Annotated in this window: 12 protein-coding genes and 1 tRNA gene; 12 read left to right on the top strand and 1 reads right to left on the bottom strand. The window is 68.9% G+C overall.

Annotated features, from left to right (window positions below):
• Nucleotides 1-12: 12 nt before the first annotated feature.
• The 11 genes from tsaE (at nt 13) to F788_RS0107570 (ending at nt 13237) form a co-directional block, all read left to right on the top strand.
• Nucleotides 13-477: a tRNA (adenosine(37)-N6)-threonylcarbamoyltransferase complex ATPase subunit type 1 TsaE gene (gene tsaE / locus F788_RS0107620; RefSeq protein ID WP_018870356.1), complete on the top strand. Its 465-nt coding sequence runs from the start codon at nt 13-15 to the stop codon at nt 475-477.
• A gap of 194 nt (nt 478-671) precedes the next feature.
• Nucleotides 672-2048, top strand: coding sequence for an N-acetylmuramoyl-L-alanine amidase (locus F788_RS0107615; RefSeq protein ID WP_019589776.1), 1377 nt, complete (start codon nt 672-674; stop codon nt 2046-2048).
• A gap of 93 nt (nt 2049-2141) precedes the next feature.
• Nucleotides 2142-4040 (top strand): DNA mismatch repair endonuclease MutL, encoded by a 1899-nt coding sequence (gene mutL, locus F788_RS0107610; protein ID WP_019589775.1) that lies wholly within the window; start codon nt 2142-2144, stop codon nt 4038-4040.
• On the top strand, nt 4040-4975 hold the full coding sequence (gene miaA / locus F788_RS0107605; protein ID WP_019589774.1) for a tRNA (adenosine(37)-N6)-dimethylallyltransferase MiaA: 936 nt from the start codon (nt 4040-4042) through the stop codon (nt 4973-4975). Before mutL ends, miaA begins: the two co-directional genes overlap by 1 nt.
• A gap of 72 nt (nt 4976-5047) precedes the next feature.
• Complete coding sequence (gene hfq, locus F788_RS0107600; protein ID WP_018870352.1) at nt 5048-5311, top strand: RNA chaperone Hfq; 264 nt, start codon at nt 5048-5050, stop codon at nt 5309-5311.
• A gap of 53 nt (nt 5312-5364) precedes the next feature.
• Nucleotides 5365-6738 carry a ribosome rescue GTPase HflX gene (gene hflX / locus F788_RS0107595; RefSeq protein WP_019589773.1) on the top strand — a complete coding sequence of 458 codons (1374 nt, stop codon included), beginning with the start codon at nt 5365-5367 and terminating at the stop codon, nt 6736-6738.
• 161 nt (nt 6739-6899) lie between these two features.
• Nucleotides 6900-8333: an MBL fold metallo-hydrolase gene (locus F788_RS0107590; protein ID WP_019589772.1), complete on the top strand. Its 1434-nt coding sequence runs from the start codon at nt 6900-6902 to the stop codon at nt 8331-8333.
• Between the two features lie 175 nt (nt 8334-8508).
• On the top strand, nt 8509-9723 hold the full coding sequence (gene hflK, locus F788_RS0107585; RefSeq protein WP_019589771.1) for an FtsH protease activity modulator HflK: 1215 nt from the start codon (nt 8509-8511) through the stop codon (nt 9721-9723).
• Entirely contained in the window at nt 9723-10622 is a 900-nt protein-coding gene (hflC, locus tag F788_RS0107580; protein ID WP_018946842.1) for a protease modulator HflC, read from the top strand. Before hflK ends, hflC begins: the two co-directional genes overlap by 1 nt.
• Nucleotides 10623-10751: 129 nt before the next feature.
• Nucleotides 10752-11942, top strand: coding sequence for an ATP phosphoribosyltransferase regulatory subunit (locus F788_RS0107575; protein ID WP_019021774.1), 1191 nt, complete (start codon nt 10752-10754; stop codon nt 11940-11942).
• Complete coding sequence (locus F788_RS0107570) at nt 11942-13237, top strand: adenylosuccinate synthase (protein ID WP_018870346.1); 1296 nt, start codon at nt 11942-11944, stop codon at nt 13235-13237. Before F788_RS0107575 ends, F788_RS0107570 begins: the two co-directional genes overlap by 1 nt.
• Before the next feature lie 140 nt (nt 13238-13377).
• Here F788_RS0107570 and F788_RS0107565 read toward each other — a convergent pair.
• Nucleotides 13378-13464, bottom strand: a tRNA-Leu gene (locus F788_RS0107565).
• 211 nt (nt 13465-13675) lie between these two features.
• Between F788_RS0107565 and rnr the strand changes: the two genes are divergently transcribed.
• Complete coding sequence (gene rnr, locus F788_RS0107560) at nt 13676-16417, top strand: ribonuclease R (RefSeq protein WP_019589770.1); 2742 nt, start codon at nt 13676-13678, stop codon at nt 16415-16417.
• The last annotated feature ends 63 nt before the right edge of the window (nt 16418-16480 follow it).

The following is a 16480-nucleotide window of genomic DNA, read 5'->3' as shown; positions in this document are numbered from 1 at the left end:
GACGGAGCCCCGGTGGAACTGCCGGATGCGGCCGCCACCGAGGCGGCCGGTGCGGCGCTGGCGACGGTGCCGGGGCTGCGCACGGTCTATCTGGAGGGCGACCTGGGCGCGGGAAAGACCACCTGGGTGCGCGGCCTGCTGCGGGCCCTGGGGCATGCGGGGACGGTGCGCAGCCCGACCTATACCCTGGTCGAACCGTACGAGCTGGATTCCCGGCGAGTACTGCATTTCGATCTCTACCGTCTGGGGGATCCGGAGGAGCTGGAGTACCTCGGCGTGCGCGAGGTGCACGGCACCGGGGTGCTGTGGCTGGTCGAGTGGCCGGAGCGCGGTTGCGGCTGGCTGCCGGAGCCGGACCTGCGCATCCACCTCGAGGAACATCCGGACGGGCCGGAGTACGGACGCCGGCTGTGGCTGGAAGGGCCGGCCGCCGAGGCCGGCCGCGCCGCGCTGGCGGCGGCGCCGGGGCAGGAATAGATCTGGGACTGGCGGGTTTTTCCGCATACCACATGTAGTGGTTGGTGGCGCCCGGAGAGATGTGGGGAGCGAGGTCGCAGGTTGTGAGGGTACACGCAGAAACCTCGGTATCTTCCTAAAAATTCGCGACATTCCGGGTTGCTTTTTCAGAGGATCTGTCCACAATAAGAGTGGAGTCCCTGACCAGCCGGGGTATGTGCGTGGGCCATCACCGTTCCGACATCGATCCGAATCGCCGCCAGATCCTGCGCGCCCTGGGTGCACTGGGTCTGGCGACGCTGCCCCTCCCGGCGGCGGCCGGGGCGCGCGTCGAGCGCCTGCGCATGTCCGTGGACGGAGAAACCACGCGTCTGGTCTTCGACATGGAGGGCGAGGCCGAGTACGAGGTGTTTCGCCTGCAGTCGCCGGAACGGCTGGTGGTGGACCTGACGAACGCGAGCACCGACACCAGCCTGGAAGTCAATGATCACCCGCGTTCGGTGATCGACGGCGTGCGCCATGCGCCGCGCAACGGTTCCGATCTGCGCGTGGTCCTGGATCTGCGCGAGGCCGTGAGCCCGCGCAGCTTCCAGCTGATGCCGGCTCAGGGCGCCCCGCACCGGCTGGTGCTGGACCTGACGCGCAGCGGCTCGGCGGGCACGCGGGTGGAAGCGGGCGAGGAGCGCGAACCGCGTCGCGGTCGCTCGCAGGAGGATCTGCGCGACGTGATCGTGGCCATCGATGCCGGCCACGGCGGGCATGATCCCGGCGCCATCGGTCCCAACGGCACGCGCGAGAAGGACGTGGCGCTGGAAGTGTCGCAGCGGCTTGCGGACCTGGTCGAGGATGAATGGGGCATGGAGGCGGTGATGATCCGCACCGGCGACTATTTCCTGCCCCTGCGCGAGCGCGTCAAGCGCGCCCGCGAGGCGGAGGCCGACGTGTTCATGTCGATCCACGCGGATGCCTTCCCGGACCCCAGCGTGAACGGCTCCTCGGTGTACATGCTGTCGGAGGGCGGGGCATCCAGCGAGGCCGCACGCTTCCTTGCCGAGCGCGAGAATCAGGCCGATATGCGCCTGGGCGGGGTGCCGATGAACGGCCGTGATGATTCCCTGAGCAACGTGCTGCTGGATCTGGCCCAGAGCGGCAGCCTCGAGGCCAGTTCCACCCTGGCCGAGCGGATGATCGATGAGCTGGACCGGGTCGGCAAGGTGCGTCGCCCGAAGGTCGAGCGGGCCAATTTCGCCGTGCTGCGTTCGCCGGATGTGCCGTCCATCCTGGTCGAGTCCGGTTTCATTTCCAATCCGCAGGACGAACGTCGCCTGCGCAGCTCCAGCTACCAGCAGTCGCTGGCCGAAGCCCTGCTGACCGGTCTGCGGGCGTACTTCTCCACCCACGCGCGTCCGGGCACGCTGATTGCCGATGGCGGCAAGGACACCGAGCAGCACATCATCCGCCCCGGCGAGACCCTGTCCGGGATCGCGGACCAGTACAGCGTGTCCCTGTCCGAGCTGCGCGCGGTCAACGGCGTCAACGGCGACACCATCTATACCGGTCAGGTCCTCGAGGTCCCCTCCCGCGGCAGTTGACTCCCGGTCCGAATCCGGGATTCGGCGAGCACGCACGTGCACATTCGCCGGTGTTTCCTTACCCTGCGTTCCAGTGCTTTCCCGGGACGTGATGTGGGCATCCAGAAACTCTCCAATCAGCTGATCAGCCAGATCGCCGCCGGCGAGGTCATCGAGCGCCCGGCCTCGGTGGTCAAGGAGCTGGTCGAAAACGCGCTGGATGCCGGGGCCTCGCGCATCGAGGTGCGTCTGGAGCAGGGCGGGACCCGCCTGATCCGGGTGACCGACGACGGCTGTGGCATCGCGCGGGAAGAACTGCCGCTGGCGCTGTCGCGCCATGCCACCAGCAAGATCCGCAGCATGGATGACCTGGAGGCCCTGCACAGCCTGGGTTTCCGCGGCGAGGCGCTGCCGTCGGTGTCCTCGGTGGCGCGCCTGACCCTGACCTCGGCGGTGCACGGCGAGCGTAACGCCTGGCAGCTTTCCGGGGACGGTTCCGATGTCTTCGGCGAGGTGATGCCGGCGTCGCATCCGCCGGGCACGACGGTCGAGGTGCGCGACCTGTTCTTCAACGTGCCGGCGCGGCGGCGATTCGTGCGCACCGAACGCACCGAGTACGGCCATTGCGAGTCCGTGCTGCGCACCCTGGCCGCGGCGCACCCCGAGGTCGCCTTCGTGCTGCGGCACAACGATCGGGTGACGCTGGACCTGCCGGCGGCACCCGGTGACCCCGCGGCGCGCGTGCGGGCCCTGCTGGGCGAGGCATTTCTGGCGGATGCGCTCCCGGTGGACGAGCAGCGTTCCGGGCTGGTGCTGTCCGGCTGGCTGGGATCCCCGGCGCGTTCCCGGGCTCAGGCCGACCAGCAGTATTTCTTCGTCAACGGCCGTGCGATCCGCGATCGGGTACTGACGGCGGCCGTGCGCAAGGCCTATCAGGACGTGCTCTACCACGGGCGCCATCCGATGTTCGTGCTCGAGCTGGAGTTGGATCCGGCGCAGGTGGACGTGAACGCGCATCCGACCAAGCAGGAGGTGCGCTTCCGCGAGTCGCGGATGGTCCACGATTTCATCTTCCATGCGCTGCATGCCGCATTGGGGCAGGCGAAGGCCGGTCAGGGCGCGGAGGCCGGTGCCGCCCCGGCGGGCGCGCCGCGCCCGGAGGCCCCGCCGCATGCGCGGCCGGGGCTGCTTGACGGGGTGCCGCCGGGCGACCGTGCGGCGCGCGGTAGCGGGAGCCCCGCTCCGTTCCCCGGGGGCGGATCCGGTGCCGGGGGGCGCGCGGACCCCGGGCGGGGTGACGGGTTTGCCGCGGCCTGGGCCGCATTCCGGCCGCCGGCGGGCGCCGGTTCCGCCGCCGTGGGCGAGCGTGCGGCACCGGATTACCCCGGGGCGGAGACCGCTCCCGGCGAGGACGCGGAGGCTGCGGAGATGCCCCCGCTGGGATTCGCTATCGGCCAGGTCGCGGATACCTTCGTGCTCGCGGAGAACGCCTGCGGGCTGGTGCTGGTGGACATGCATGCCGCGCACGAACGTATCACCTACGAGCGGCTCAAGCGCGAATGGGAGCGTGAGCGGGTGACGGCTCAGCCGCTGCTGGTGCCGGAGGAAGTGACGGTCACCCCGACCGAGGCCGACCGTGCCGAGGAACAGGCGGAGACCCTGGCCGGGCTGGGTTTCGAGGTGGATCGCTGCGGTCGCGAACGCCTGCGGCTGCGGGCGGCGCCGGCGCTGCTGCGCGGACGCGATGCGGGGGCGCTCCTGCGCGACGTGCTGGGGGATCTGGCCGAGAGCGGCCACAGTCAGCGTACCGAGGCGGCGGCCAACGAGGTGCTGAGCACCATGGCCTGTCACGGTTCGGTGCGGTCGGGGCGCCGGCTGACCGTGCCCGAGATGAATCAGCTGCTGCGCGACATGGAGGCCACCGAGCGCAGCGGCCAGTGCAACCATGGCCGGCCGACCTGGGTGGAGCTGGATCACGCCGCCCTCGACGGGCTGTTCATGCGCGGGCGCTGATGGACGTCCCGCAACCGCCGGTGGTCCTGCTCGCCGGGCCCACCGCCACCGGCAAGACCGGGCTGGCGCTGGAGCTCGCGCAGCGGCTGGACGCCGAGATCGTGACCGTGGATTCGGCGCAGGTGTATCGCGGAATGGACATCGGTACCGCCAAGCCGGATGCGGCCGAGCGCGCGCGGGTTCCCCATCATCTGCTGGACATCCGGGAGCCGGAGGAGACCTATAATGCAGCGGCCTTCGCCGAGGATGCGCGCGCCTGCATCCGTGCGATTCATGCGCGCGGGCGCGTGGCGCTGCTGGCAGGCGGGACCCTGCTGTACCTGCGGGCGCTGCTGGAGGGGATCGACCCCATGCCGCCGGTGCCGGAAGCGGTGCGCGCCGCGGTGCGCGCCCGGCTGGAGACGGAAGGCGCCCGGGCCCTGCACGAGGCCCTGGAGGCGGTGGACCCGGCGGCCGCCGGGCGCATCCATCCCAACGACCCGCAGCGCATCCTGCGGGCGCTGGAGGTGTTCGAGGCCACGGGGCGCCCGTTGTCGAGCTTCCAGCAGGGGGGCGAGGCGCGGCTGCCAGCGGGCTGGTGCGCACTGGCGTTGTGGCCGGAAGATCGGGAACGTCTGCGCGCGCGGATTGCCGAACGCTTCGATGCCATGCTGGAGGCGGGGTTCGTGGAGGAGCTGCGGGCCCTGCGTGCGCGCCCCGGACTGACCGCGGAGCACCCTTCGCAGCGGGCGGTGGGCTATCGCCAGGGCTGGGAGTGGCTGGACGGCGAGGTCGATTTCGCCACGTTCCGCAGCCGGGTGATCGCCGCGACGCGGCAGCTGGCCAAGCGCCAGCTGACCGGCCTGCGGCGCTTCCCGCTGCACGCGCGGCTGCCGGCGGAAACCATCGACCCGGAGCAGGCCCTGGCGGCCCTGCGCGAGACGGCATCACGCTGACGATATGCTACTCTTTTTACAGGTTTCGGCCCGCGGCGCGGGCCCCGACGAATGCAACCAGGGAATGTACCGATGGCCAAAGGGCAAATGCTGCAGGAACCCTTTCTCAACGCGCTGCGCCGCGACCGGATTCCGGTGTCGATCTATCTCGTGAACGGCATCAAGCTGCAGGGGCAGATCGAGTCGTTCGATCAGTTCGTGGTCCTGCTGCGCTCGACGGTTTCGCAGATGGTCTACAAGCACGCGATCTCCACCATCGTGCCCGCGCGGCAGGTGCGCATGCCGCTGGATGAAGACAGCGCCGCGGCCAGCGGCGGAGAGGCCGCGGATGAATAGGGGCGTCGTACACCTCCGGGGTGGCCCGGTCCCGAATCGGGGGTGGTCGCGCGTTGTTTGAGCGTCCGCAGACCGGTGGCGACCGGGCGGTGCTGGTGGCCATGGCCATCGGCGGTGCGACCGATCTCGAGGTTCAGCTGCAGGAATTCGAGGAGCTGGTGCGTTCGGCCGGGGCCGAAGTGGTGGCCGTGGAATCCGGCTCGCGGCACCGTCCCGACTCGCGCCTGTTCGTGGGGTCCGGCAAGGCGGACGCCATTCGCGATCAGGTGGCGGCGCACGGGGCCGACCTGGTCATCTTCAACCACGAGCTGTCGCCCAGTCAGGAGCGCAACCTGGAACAGCACCTGCAGTGTCGCGTGCTGGACCGCGCCGGGCTGATCCTCGACATTTTTGCCCAGCGCGCGCGTTCTCACGAGGGCAAGCTGCAGGTGGAGCTGGCGCAGCTGCGTCACATGTCCACCCGGCTGGTGCGTGGCTGGACCCACCTGGAACGGCAGAAGGGCGGGATCGGCCTGCGCGGTCCCGGCGAGACCCAGCTGGAGACCGACCGCCGGCTGCTGGCGGCGCGCATCAAGCATATCGAGCGGCGACTGGAAAAGGTCGAGCGCACGCGCGAGCAGGGGCGCCAGGCGCGCCTGCGCAACGAGGTGCCGACCGTCTCGCTGGTGGGCTACACCAATGCCGGCAAGTCGACCCTGTTCAACCGTCTCACCGATTCCGACGTCTATCAGGCCGACCAGCTCTTCGCGACCCTGGATCCGACCCTGCGCCGGCTGGATCTGGCGCCGCACCAGTCGGTGATCCTCGCGGACACCGTCGGGTTCGTGCGCGACCTGCCGCACGAACTGGTGGCGGCCTTCAAGGCGACCCTGACCGAGACCCGCGAGGCGGCGCTGCTTCTGCACGTGATCGATGCCGCCGATCCGGAGCGCGAGCGGCACATCGCCCAGGTGGAGGACGTGCTCGCGGAGATCGGCGCCGAGGACGTGCCCTGCTGGCGGATCTACAACAAGATCGACACCCTGCCGGAGCGCGACGACGAGACGGCGGAGCGCTTTGCCGGTGGCGAGGGCGAGGAGGCCTTCTGGCTGTCGGCGCAAACCGGCGAAGGGGTGGAGCGGCTGTACCAGCGCCTGGCCGAGTCCTTCACCGAATCCATGCGCCGTGGCTGGGTCGAGGTGCCGCCGTCCGCCGGGCGGCTGCGCGGTCGGCTGTACGACGAGAACGCCGTGGAGGCCGAGCAGACCGGTGATGAGGGTGCGATCCGCCTGCGGGTGCAGCTGCCGGAGCGGCGCTTTCAGGACCTGTTCCGCGAGGCCGGGCTGGATCCGGAAACGGCCTTCGTGGGGCCGGGCGAGGAACCCGGGGGAGCCGAGGACGCGCAAGCCGCCGGTGCGCGCGCCCCGGCACCGGGCTCCGGTGCCTGATCGCGCGCCCTGACGGGTTCCCGGGCAGCCGCGCAGCACCGGGAATATCATTTACGTTTTCTATCAGAACCTCCTTACGGGAACTTTTGCCCTAATAACTGACCAAATTAGTCAAGAAATGGGCAACGCCTGCAATGGCTGCAGGGAAAGGAGGTAGAACGATGATCTTTGAACGTTTCGTGGATTCCGGACTGTCACAGCATTCCTTCGTGGTCGGCTGCCAGGGCAGCGGCGAGATCGCCGTGATCGACCCGCAGCGCGACGTGGATGTCTACCTGGACTATGCGCGGGACCATGGCTATCGCATCGCGTACGTGATGGATACCCATATCCACGCCGACTTTGCTTCGGGCGCCCGCGAGCTGGCGGACAAGACCGGGGCGCGGCTGATGCTCTCGGGCTACGATGCCGGCGAGCATTTCCGGGTGCAGTTCCCGCACGAGGATCTGCACGAAGGGGACCGCATCGACATCGGCAACGTGCGCATCGAGGTCCGTCACACTCCCGGGCACACGCCGGAGCATCTGATGTTCGTGGTGTTCGACGGGGCACGGTCGCGTGATGAACCGATCGCACTGATCACCGGCGACTTCCTGTTCGTCGGCTCGCTGGGCCGTCCCGACCTGCTGGGCGAGGAGGCCAAGCGCGCGCTGGCGCGGCAGATGTTCGCCAGTGTGCGCGACAAGCTGGCCGACCTGCCCGACGGCGTGGAGGTCCACCCGGGGCACGGGGCCGGTTCCGCCTGCGGCGCGGGCATGGCCGGGCGTCCCGTCTCCACCCTGGGTTACGAGCGGGCGACCAACCCCTATCTGGATCCGTCGCTGAGCGAGGACGCCTTCGTGGAGAAGCTGCTGCACGGACTGCCGGAGATCCCGGATTTCTATCCGCGCAACAAGGGCATCAACTCCGAGGGCCCGAAGGACGTCATCCCGCTGCCGGGCATGCAGTCCATCGAACCCGACGAGGTGGCGCGGCGCGTGGAAGCCGGCGAGGTCACGGTGATCGACCTGCGCGATCCGCTGGCGTTCGGGGGCGGCCACGTGCCGGGGGCTCTGGGCATCGGCATCCGCGGCCCGTTCGCCAACTGGGCGGGCTGGGTCACGCCGGATGACCACCCGGTGATCCTGATCGACGGCAGCGGTGACCCCGCAGTGATCGAGCAGGCCGTGCGCAGCATGGTCCGCACCGGGCGCGACTACATCGACGGCTACGTGCGCGGCGGCATGGCCGCCTGGGCGGGCGCCGGCCTGCCGCTGGATACCCTGGCCCAGGTCGATGCCAGCGGAGCCGCGGACCGCGTGGCACGCGGCGAGGCCCGGCTGGTGGACGTGCGTACCCCGGCCGAGTACGCCGCGGGACACGTCGACGCGGCGGTGCATCGGCCGGTGGCGGAGACCCGTGAGGGCGTCCCGGGTGTCGATCCGGAAGAGCCGGTGGCCGTGGTCTGCGGCAGCGGTTACCGTTCCACGGTCGCGGCTTCCATCCTGCAGCGCCTGGGCTATCGCCACGTGATGAACGTGGTCGGCGGAATGGGCGCCTGGGAGGCGGCCGGCGTCGGAGAAGCCTCTCCTTCCGGGCGGCGCGACGCGGCCTGACCGGTCCGCCCGGGCGAATCGCGGACCCCGCGGGGCCCGCGATCGTCCGCGGATCGCCCTTCCCTCAACCCGACTCCCGCAGGGGTGCGCTTGCCCGCCCCCGGGTGCCCCCCTAGAATATCCGCTCCCTGTGCCTTCTCGGCACATCCCGAGCGATCGACGGAGTCCCTGATTCATGCCCTGGAACGAACCGGGAAACAACAACCGCGACCCCTGGAGCGGGGGAGGCGGTAACCGCGGCGGCAGCGGCGGTGGCGGAGGCGGCCAGCAGCCGCCGGATCTGGAGGAGATGCTGCGCAAGCTGTCGCGGCAGCTCAGCGGCATCTTTGGTGGCGGCAACCAGGGCGGAAGCGGCCTGGGTGGCGGCGGCATGGGGCGTGGTTCCCAGGCGCTGATCAGCCTCGGCCTGATCATCGCCGTGGTGGTCTGGATCGCCTCCGGCTTCCACATCGTCTCCGAAGGCGAGCGCGGCGTGGTGCTGCGCTTTGGCGCGTTCCAGGAGGTCAAGAGTCCGGGGCCGGGCTGGCACCTGCCCTATCCCATCGAGCGGATCGAGATCGAGAACGTGGACAACGTGCGGACCATCGAGAGCCGCGCGCTGATGCTCACCGGCGACGAGAACATCATCGATGTCGACATCGCGGTGCAGTACCGCATCCTCGACCTGGTCGATTTCCTGTTCAACGTCCGCAACCCGGATGCCACCGTGCATCAGGTCATGGAGTCGGCCATCCGTGAGCGGGTCGGCAAGGGCAATCTTGAATTCATCCTCGGCGAGGGCCGCGGCGAGATCGCCCAGTCCACCCGCACGGTGATGCAGGAGAACCTCGATGCCTACGGCGCCGGGATCGTGGTGACCGCGGTCTCCATGCAGCAGGCCCAGCCGCCGGAGGCGGTGCAGGAGGCCTTTGCCGATGCCATCCGTGCACGCGAGGACGAGGTCCGCTTCCGCAACGAGGCCGAGGCCTACGCCAACGGCGTGATCCCGCGGGCGCGCGGTCAGGCGGCCCGTATCATCGAGGAAGCCGAGGGCTATCGCGATCAGGTCGTGGCCCGGGCGGAAGGTGATGCGTCCCGTTTCGATCAGTTGCTGGCCGAGTACCAGCAGGCCCCCGAGGTCACGCGTGATCGCCTCTATCTCGAGGCGGTGGAAGCCGTGCTCCAGGATTCGCGCAAGCTGATGCTGGACGTGGGCGCCAGCGGCAATCTGATGATGCTGCCGCTGGGCGAGATGTTCTCCGGTCAGCCGGGCACCCGCAATTCGGGTGATGCGCCGACGCCGCGTCCGCTGGATACCGGTCGCGGCGCCCTTGGGGGTGCCTCCGGAACCACCGGAAGTGGTTCCATGACCCGTGATACCGAGAGCCTGCGCTCGCGGGAGGTTCGCTGATGCTGCGTATTGCCGGAATTGCCGTGGTGGTCATCGGGATCGTCGTGGCCCTGTCGACCTACACCGTTGACGAGCGCGAGCGCGTGATCAAGTTCGCCCTGGGGGAACTGCGCGAGGTGGACCAGGAGCCGGGGCTGCATTTCAAGTTCCCGCTGATCCAGAACGTCGAGAAGTTCGATGCCCGGATCATGACCCTGAACATCCCGCCGGACCGGTTCCTGACCAGCGAGGCGAAGAACATCATCGTGGATTTCTACGCCAAGTGGCGGATCAACGATGTCGGTCAGTTCTACCGCGCCACCCGCGGTGACGAACGACTGGCCGAGGAGCGCCTGTCGCAGATCCTGCGGGACGGCATGCGTAACGAATTCGCCCGCTACGAGCTGCAGGACGTGGTCGCCGGCGAGCGCCTGACCATCATGGGCGCGGTGCGCCAGGCCGCCCTGGAGACGGCGCTGGAGCTGGGGGTCGATCTGGTGGATGTGCGCATCCGTCGCATGGATCTGCCGGACGAGGTCTCCGAGTCGGTGTTCGATCGGATGCGGGCCGAGCGCGAGCGTGTGGCGCAGGACTTCCGTGCCCGGGGGCAGGAGGAGGCCGAGCGGATTCGTTCGCGTGCCGACCGCGATCGCACGGTGATCCTGGCGAACGCGTACCGTGACTCCGAGGTGATCCGCGGGGAGGGTGATGCCCGGGCTACCGAGATCCTGGGTACCTCCTTCGGCGAAGATGAAGAGTTCTTCCGCTTCTATCGCAGCCTGATCGCCTACCGCAACAGCCTGCAGGGCGAGAACAGCACGTTCGTGCTGGAACCGAACTCGGAGTTCTTCCAGTTCTTCAACGCTCCGGGCGGCGAGCGTCCGTCCCGGACTCCGCAGCTGCCGCAGCCCGCCGAGTGATCGTGCGGCCGGCCCCGCTTCGGGGCCGGTGCGGGCAGGTTCTGCCAATCACAAGCCGGGCCCGCACCGCGGGCCCTTCTTCTGGCCAGCCCGCCTGTGGACGGGTCAGGCCGTGCAGGCAAGGATGACATGACGGAAATCAATCGCTGGCTGCTGCCGGACGGACTGGAAGAGGCGCTGCCGGATTCGGCACGGCGCCTGGAGGGCCTGCGGCGGCGTGTGCTCGACCATTTCGATGTCTGGGGCTACGACCATGTGATGCCGCCGCTGGCGGAATACCTGGAGTCGTTGCTGACCGGTGCCGGCCACGAGCTGGATCTGCAGACGTTCAAGCTGACCGATCAGCTGACCGGTCGTCTGATGGGTGTGCGTGCGGATCTTACGCCGCAGGTCGCGCGCATCGACGCCCACCGCCAGCATGTGGAGGGGGCCAACCGGCTGTGCTATGTCGGCACGACGCTGCGTGCGCGTGCCGACGAATGGTCGGGGTCCCGCAGTCCGCTGCAGGCCGGGGCCGAGCTTTTCGGACACGACGGTCTGGATTCCGATGTCGAGATCATCCGTCTGATGCTGGCCACCCTGGAGGTCTGCGGTGTGCGCCGCCCGAGCATGGATCTGGGGCACGTCGGGATCTTCCGCAGTCTGGCTCGGGCCGCGCGTCTGGAGCCGGAGCAGGAGCGCGCCTTCTTCGATCAGCTGCAGCGCAAGAGCATCCCCGAAATCGAACAGACCCTGGCGCAATGGCGCACGGCGGGCCTCGACCCCGATCTGGCCGACGCCCTGCGTGCCCTGCCGGATCTCAATGGCGGACCCGAGGTCCTGGCGAGCGCGCGCGCCGCGCTGGGCAGGGCGCCCGCAGAGGTGCATGCGGCCCTGGATCACCTTGCGGCGGTGGTGGATGCGCTGCAGGTGCTGGATACCGACGTGGATCTGCACGTGGACGTTGCGGAGCTGCGTGGCTATGCCTATCACACCGGTCTGGTCTTCGCTGCCTTTATCCCCGGGTCGGGACAGGCCATCGCCCGGGGCGGGCGCTACAACGAGATCGGTCGCGTTTTCGGGCGGGCGCGCTCGGCCACCGGTTTCAGTACCGACCTGCGCGAGCTCGTTCGGCACGGCGACGCCGACGGCGATCCGGCGCGGCCGCGTGAATGCGTGCTCGCGCCCGCCGGAACCGATCCGGAGCTCGAGGCCGCGGTGCGCGAGCTGCGCGGGCGCGGCGTGCGGGTGGTCCGCGAGCTGCGCGGCGAGACACCGGTGGCGGATGGGGTCGCGCGCCTGGAGTACCGCAATGAACAATGGACGGTGGTGGAGCACTGATGGGACGTTTCGTAGTCGTACTGGGCAGTCAGTGGGGTGACGAGGGCAAGGGCAAGATCGTCGACCGACTGACCGAGGATGCCGCGGCGGTAGTGCGCTTCCAGGGCGGGCACAACGCCGGGCACACGCTGGTGATTGACGGCGAGAAGACGGTGCTGCACCTGATCCCCTCGGGCATCCTGCGCGAAGGCGTGGAGTGCATGATCGGCAACGGCGTGGTGCTGTCGCCGGAAGCCCTGCTCAAGGAGATGGACGAGCTCGAGGCCCGCGGCGTGCCGGTGACCGATCGCCTGCGGCTGTCGGACTCCTGCCAGCTGATCCTGCCGTACCACGTGGCGCTGGATCATGCGCGCGAGAAGGCGCGCGGCAAGGCGGCCATCGGTACCACGGGCCGCGGCATCGGTCCCGCCTACGAGGACAAGGTCGCGCGGCGCGGACTGCGCCTGGATGACCTGTTCCATCGCGAGCGTCTGGCGGCCAAGCTCGGCGAGGTGATGGATTACCACAACTTTGCCCTGAAACATTATTTCGGGGCTGCGACGGTGGATCATCAGCAGGTGCTGGAGCAGTGCCTCGAGCATGCCGAGCGCCTCAAGCCGATGGTGACCGACGTCGCCGGCCGTCTGCACGAACTGCGTGCGGCGGGCCGCGACGTGATGTTCGAGGGGGCACAGGGTACGCTGCTGGACATCGATCACGGGACCTATCCGTTCGTGACCTCCTCCAGCACGACCGCCGGCGGCGCCTCCACCGGTTCGGGGGTGGGCCCGCGCGATCTGGATTATGTGCTGGGGATCACCAAGGCATACACCACGCGGGTCGGGGCCGGACCCTTTCCCACCGAACTGTTCGACAACATGGGGGAACACCTCGCGCGCCGCGGCAACGAATTCGGTTCCACCACCGGACGTGCGCGCCGCTGCGGGTGGTTCGATGCGGTGGCGCTGCGGCGCGCGGTCGCGGTGAACAGCATCAGTGGTCTGTGCATGACCAAGCTGGACGTGCTCGACGGTCTGGAGACGGTCCAGATCTGCACCGGTTACGACGTTGACGGCCGTCGCGTGGAGATCCCGCCCGCGGGGGCGGAGGCCTACGATTCGTGTACGCCGGTCTACGAGGAGATGCCGGGCTGGCAGGAATCCACTGTCGGGGTGCGGGAGTATGCGCAGCTTCCCGCCAATGCGCGCGCCTACCTGGAGCGCCTGTCCGAGGTGGTGGGTGTTCCGATCGACATGATTTCCACCGGACCGGACCGTGACGAGACGCTGGTGATGCGCGACCCGTTCCGGGGCTGACGGGGGTGGCCGTCCGGTCCGGTTGCGGGCCGGGTGGCGACCGCACATGCAAAGACGCCCCGCAGGCCATTGCCATGCGAGCGATTGCGGACGCGGGATCTGAGGATTGCTTCGGGCACGAAGCGGGAAGCGAATAAAAATGGTGCCGAGGAGAGGACTTGAACCTCCACGGGGTTACCCCCACTAGCACCTGAAGCTAGCGCGTCTACCATTTCCGCCACCTCGGCACTTGAGGTCGGCCCTGTGAGGGGGCCTGCGCTTCAGGAACGCGTAAGGTAATCCGCGCTGGCGGATCTGTCAAACCCTGCGAGCTCCGCAGATGAAAGAAATGCGCCCGCGCCGCATCGGGGCCATAATGGGCACCGGGCCGGCTCCGGCCTGTCATTGCCGCGGGCACCTCGGGTGCGCGGCACAACACCAGAAGAAAGAGTTCACTGAATGCCAGGAAAACGCAGCAAGCCGCAGGTCGACCCCAACCTCGAACGCGAGGCGCAGAAGTACGACAACCCCATCCCCAGCCGCGAGTACATCCTCGACCTGCTGCAGCTCGAGGGGAACCCGCTGTCCTTCGAGGAAATCGCCGGGCGTCTCGGCATCGAGGACGAGGAACGGCTGGAGGCCCTGAGGCGGCGGCTCAAGGCGATGGAGCGTGACGGTCAGGCGCTGTGCAACCGTCGGGGTGCCTACCTCCCGGTCAATCAGGAAGACCTGATCCGCGGGCGCGTGATCGGCCATCCCGACGGCTTTGGTTTCCTGGTGCCGGACGAGCAGGATGACGACCTGTTCCTGTCGCCGAAGCAGATGCGGGGGGTGTTCCACGGGGACCGCGCGGTGGCGCGCGTCATGGGCGTGGACCGGCGCGGGCGTCGTGAGGGCGGCATCGTCGAGGTGCTGGAGCGCAACACCACCCAGGTGGTCGGGCGTCTGCGCATCGAGGACGGCGTGGGCCTGCTGACCCCGGACAACAAGCGCATCACCCACGAGATCCTGGTACCGCCGGACGGTCTGGGCGAGGCGCAGGACGACCAGATCGTGGTCGTGCGCATCCGCGAGATGGCTTCGCGCAAGTCGCGTCTGCGCGGTGACGTGGTGGAGGTCCTGGGCGAGCACATGGCACCGGGGATGGAGATCGACATCGCGATCCGTGCCCAGGGTCTGCCGTTCGAATGGCCGGACGAGGTCACCGAAGCGGCGGACAAGCTGGGCGATTCGGTGCCGGAAAAGGCGAAGAAGGGGCGGCTCGATCTGCGCGACAAGCCGTTCGTGACCATTGACGGCAGCGATGCCCGCGATTTCGACGACGCCCTGTACTGTGAACCGGAGGGCAAGGGCTGGCGGCTGTGGGTCGCGATCGCCGACGTGTCACACTATGTCGAGCCGGACTCGGCGCTGGACCGCGAGGCGGTCAACCGCGCGACCTCGGCGTATTTCCCCGAGCAGGTCATCCCGATGCTGCCGGAGGCGCTGTCCAATGGGCTGTGCTCGCTGAATCCGGACGTCGACCGCCTGAGCATGGTATGCGAGATGGAGATCGGTGCGCGCGGGGCGCTGAAGAGCTACCGTTTTCACGAGGGCGTGATCCGCTCGCACGCCCGCCTGATCTACGACGATGTGGCCGCAATGCTCGCGGGCGATGAGGGCCTGCGCGAGCAGAATGCGCAGGTGCTGCCGCACGTGGAAGAGCTGCACCGGGTGTTCAGGGCGCTGCACGCGGCGCGCAACCGCCGCGGTGCGATCGACTTCGATTCCACCGAGACACAGATCGTGTTCGGCGAGGACCGCAAGATCGAGCGCATCGTGCCGGTGGAGCGTACCGATGCCCACCGCCTGGTCGAGGAATGCATGATCATGGCCAACGTGGCCGCGGCGCGCTTCCTCAAGAAGCACAAGGTTCCGACGCTTTACCGCAACCACGATCAGCCGCCTGCGGAGAAGGTCGAAGAGCTGCGTGAATTCCTCAATGGCGCGGGGCTGTCCCTGGGCGGAGGCGACGAGCCGACGCCGCGGGATTACACCGAGGTCCTCAAGGCGGCGAAGCAGCGTACGGACCAGAAACTGATCCAGACGGTCCTGCTGCGTTCGCTGTCCCAGGCGGTGTACTCGCCCGATCTGGGCGGGCATTTCGGCCTGGCGCTGGATGACTATGCGCATTTCACCTCGCCGATCCGGCGTTATCCGGACCTGCTGGTCCATCGGGGCATTCGCCACGTGCTGCGCCATGGCAGCAACAAGGGTTTCCCCTATACCCATCAGCGCATGGAGGGCCTCGGCGAGCACTGCTCGATGGCCGAACGCCGCGCCGAGGACGCCACCCGCGACGTCGAGGCCTGGCTGAAGGCCGAGTACATGCAGGACAAGGTCGGGGATGTGTTTACCGGCATCGTCTCGGGCGTGACCGGGTTCGGCCTGTTCGTGGAAATCCAGGGGGTGTACATCGAGGGCCTGGTGCATGTCTCCAGCCTCGACAACGACTTCTACCACTTCGATCCCAAGCGCCACACCCTCACGGGCGAGCGCGCCGGCCGCGTGTTCCGCATCGGTGACGAGCTCCAGGTCCAGCTGGTGCGGGTGAGTCTGGATGACCGCAAGATCGATCTGGCCCTGGCCGGTGAGTCGAAGCCCGCGGAGAAGGCTGCACCGGCCGGTCGCCCCGCCGGTCGCAAGGGCCCGGGCGGCGGTCCCGGTGCCGGCGGGAAGAAGCGTGGCAGCGCCCGCGACAACGCCCGACGCAAGCGCCGCAGCAGAGGAGGCGATGCCCAGGCGCACGGGGGGCCGGCTGCCGGCCCGGATGCGGGCCCGACGCCCGACGATTCGGCCTCGGCCGCCAGCGACGGCGAACGTACAGCGGCGGAGCCGGCCCCCGAACCGGCGCCGGAGCCCGCCGGTGACGACGCACCGAAGAAGAAGGGCCGGCGGCGCGGGCGTCGGCGCAGCAAGCCTTCCGCAGAGGAGGGTGATGTCGCCGCGCAGGGTGCCGGCGGGGGTGCTTCCCACGAGGACTCCGCAGATGCCCCTGAGCCCGGCAACGAGCGGCTTCCGGAGGCCGAGGCCGTTCCGGACAAGGATGGCAACACCATCCCTGACGAGGATGCCACCGGCCAGGGCGGCTCCGCAGACGGCGAAACGGGGGGCAGGCCGGGGCGACGCCGGAGCCGTCGCCGTCGCCCGGCGTCCTCCTGAGTGATCCACGGATGCCTGGCGTTAGCGGCGCCGTTGCGGGCGCCCTATCCGTACCGCGACCGA

Source organism: Thioalkalivibrio sp. ALE10, assembly GCF_000381385.1.
Taxonomy (GTDB): domain Bacteria; phylum Pseudomonadota; class Gammaproteobacteria; order Ectothiorhodospirales; family Ectothiorhodospiraceae; genus Thioalkalivibrio.
Note: the sequence above shows the minus strand (reverse complement) of the source record. Positions and strands in the feature narration are given on the sequence as shown.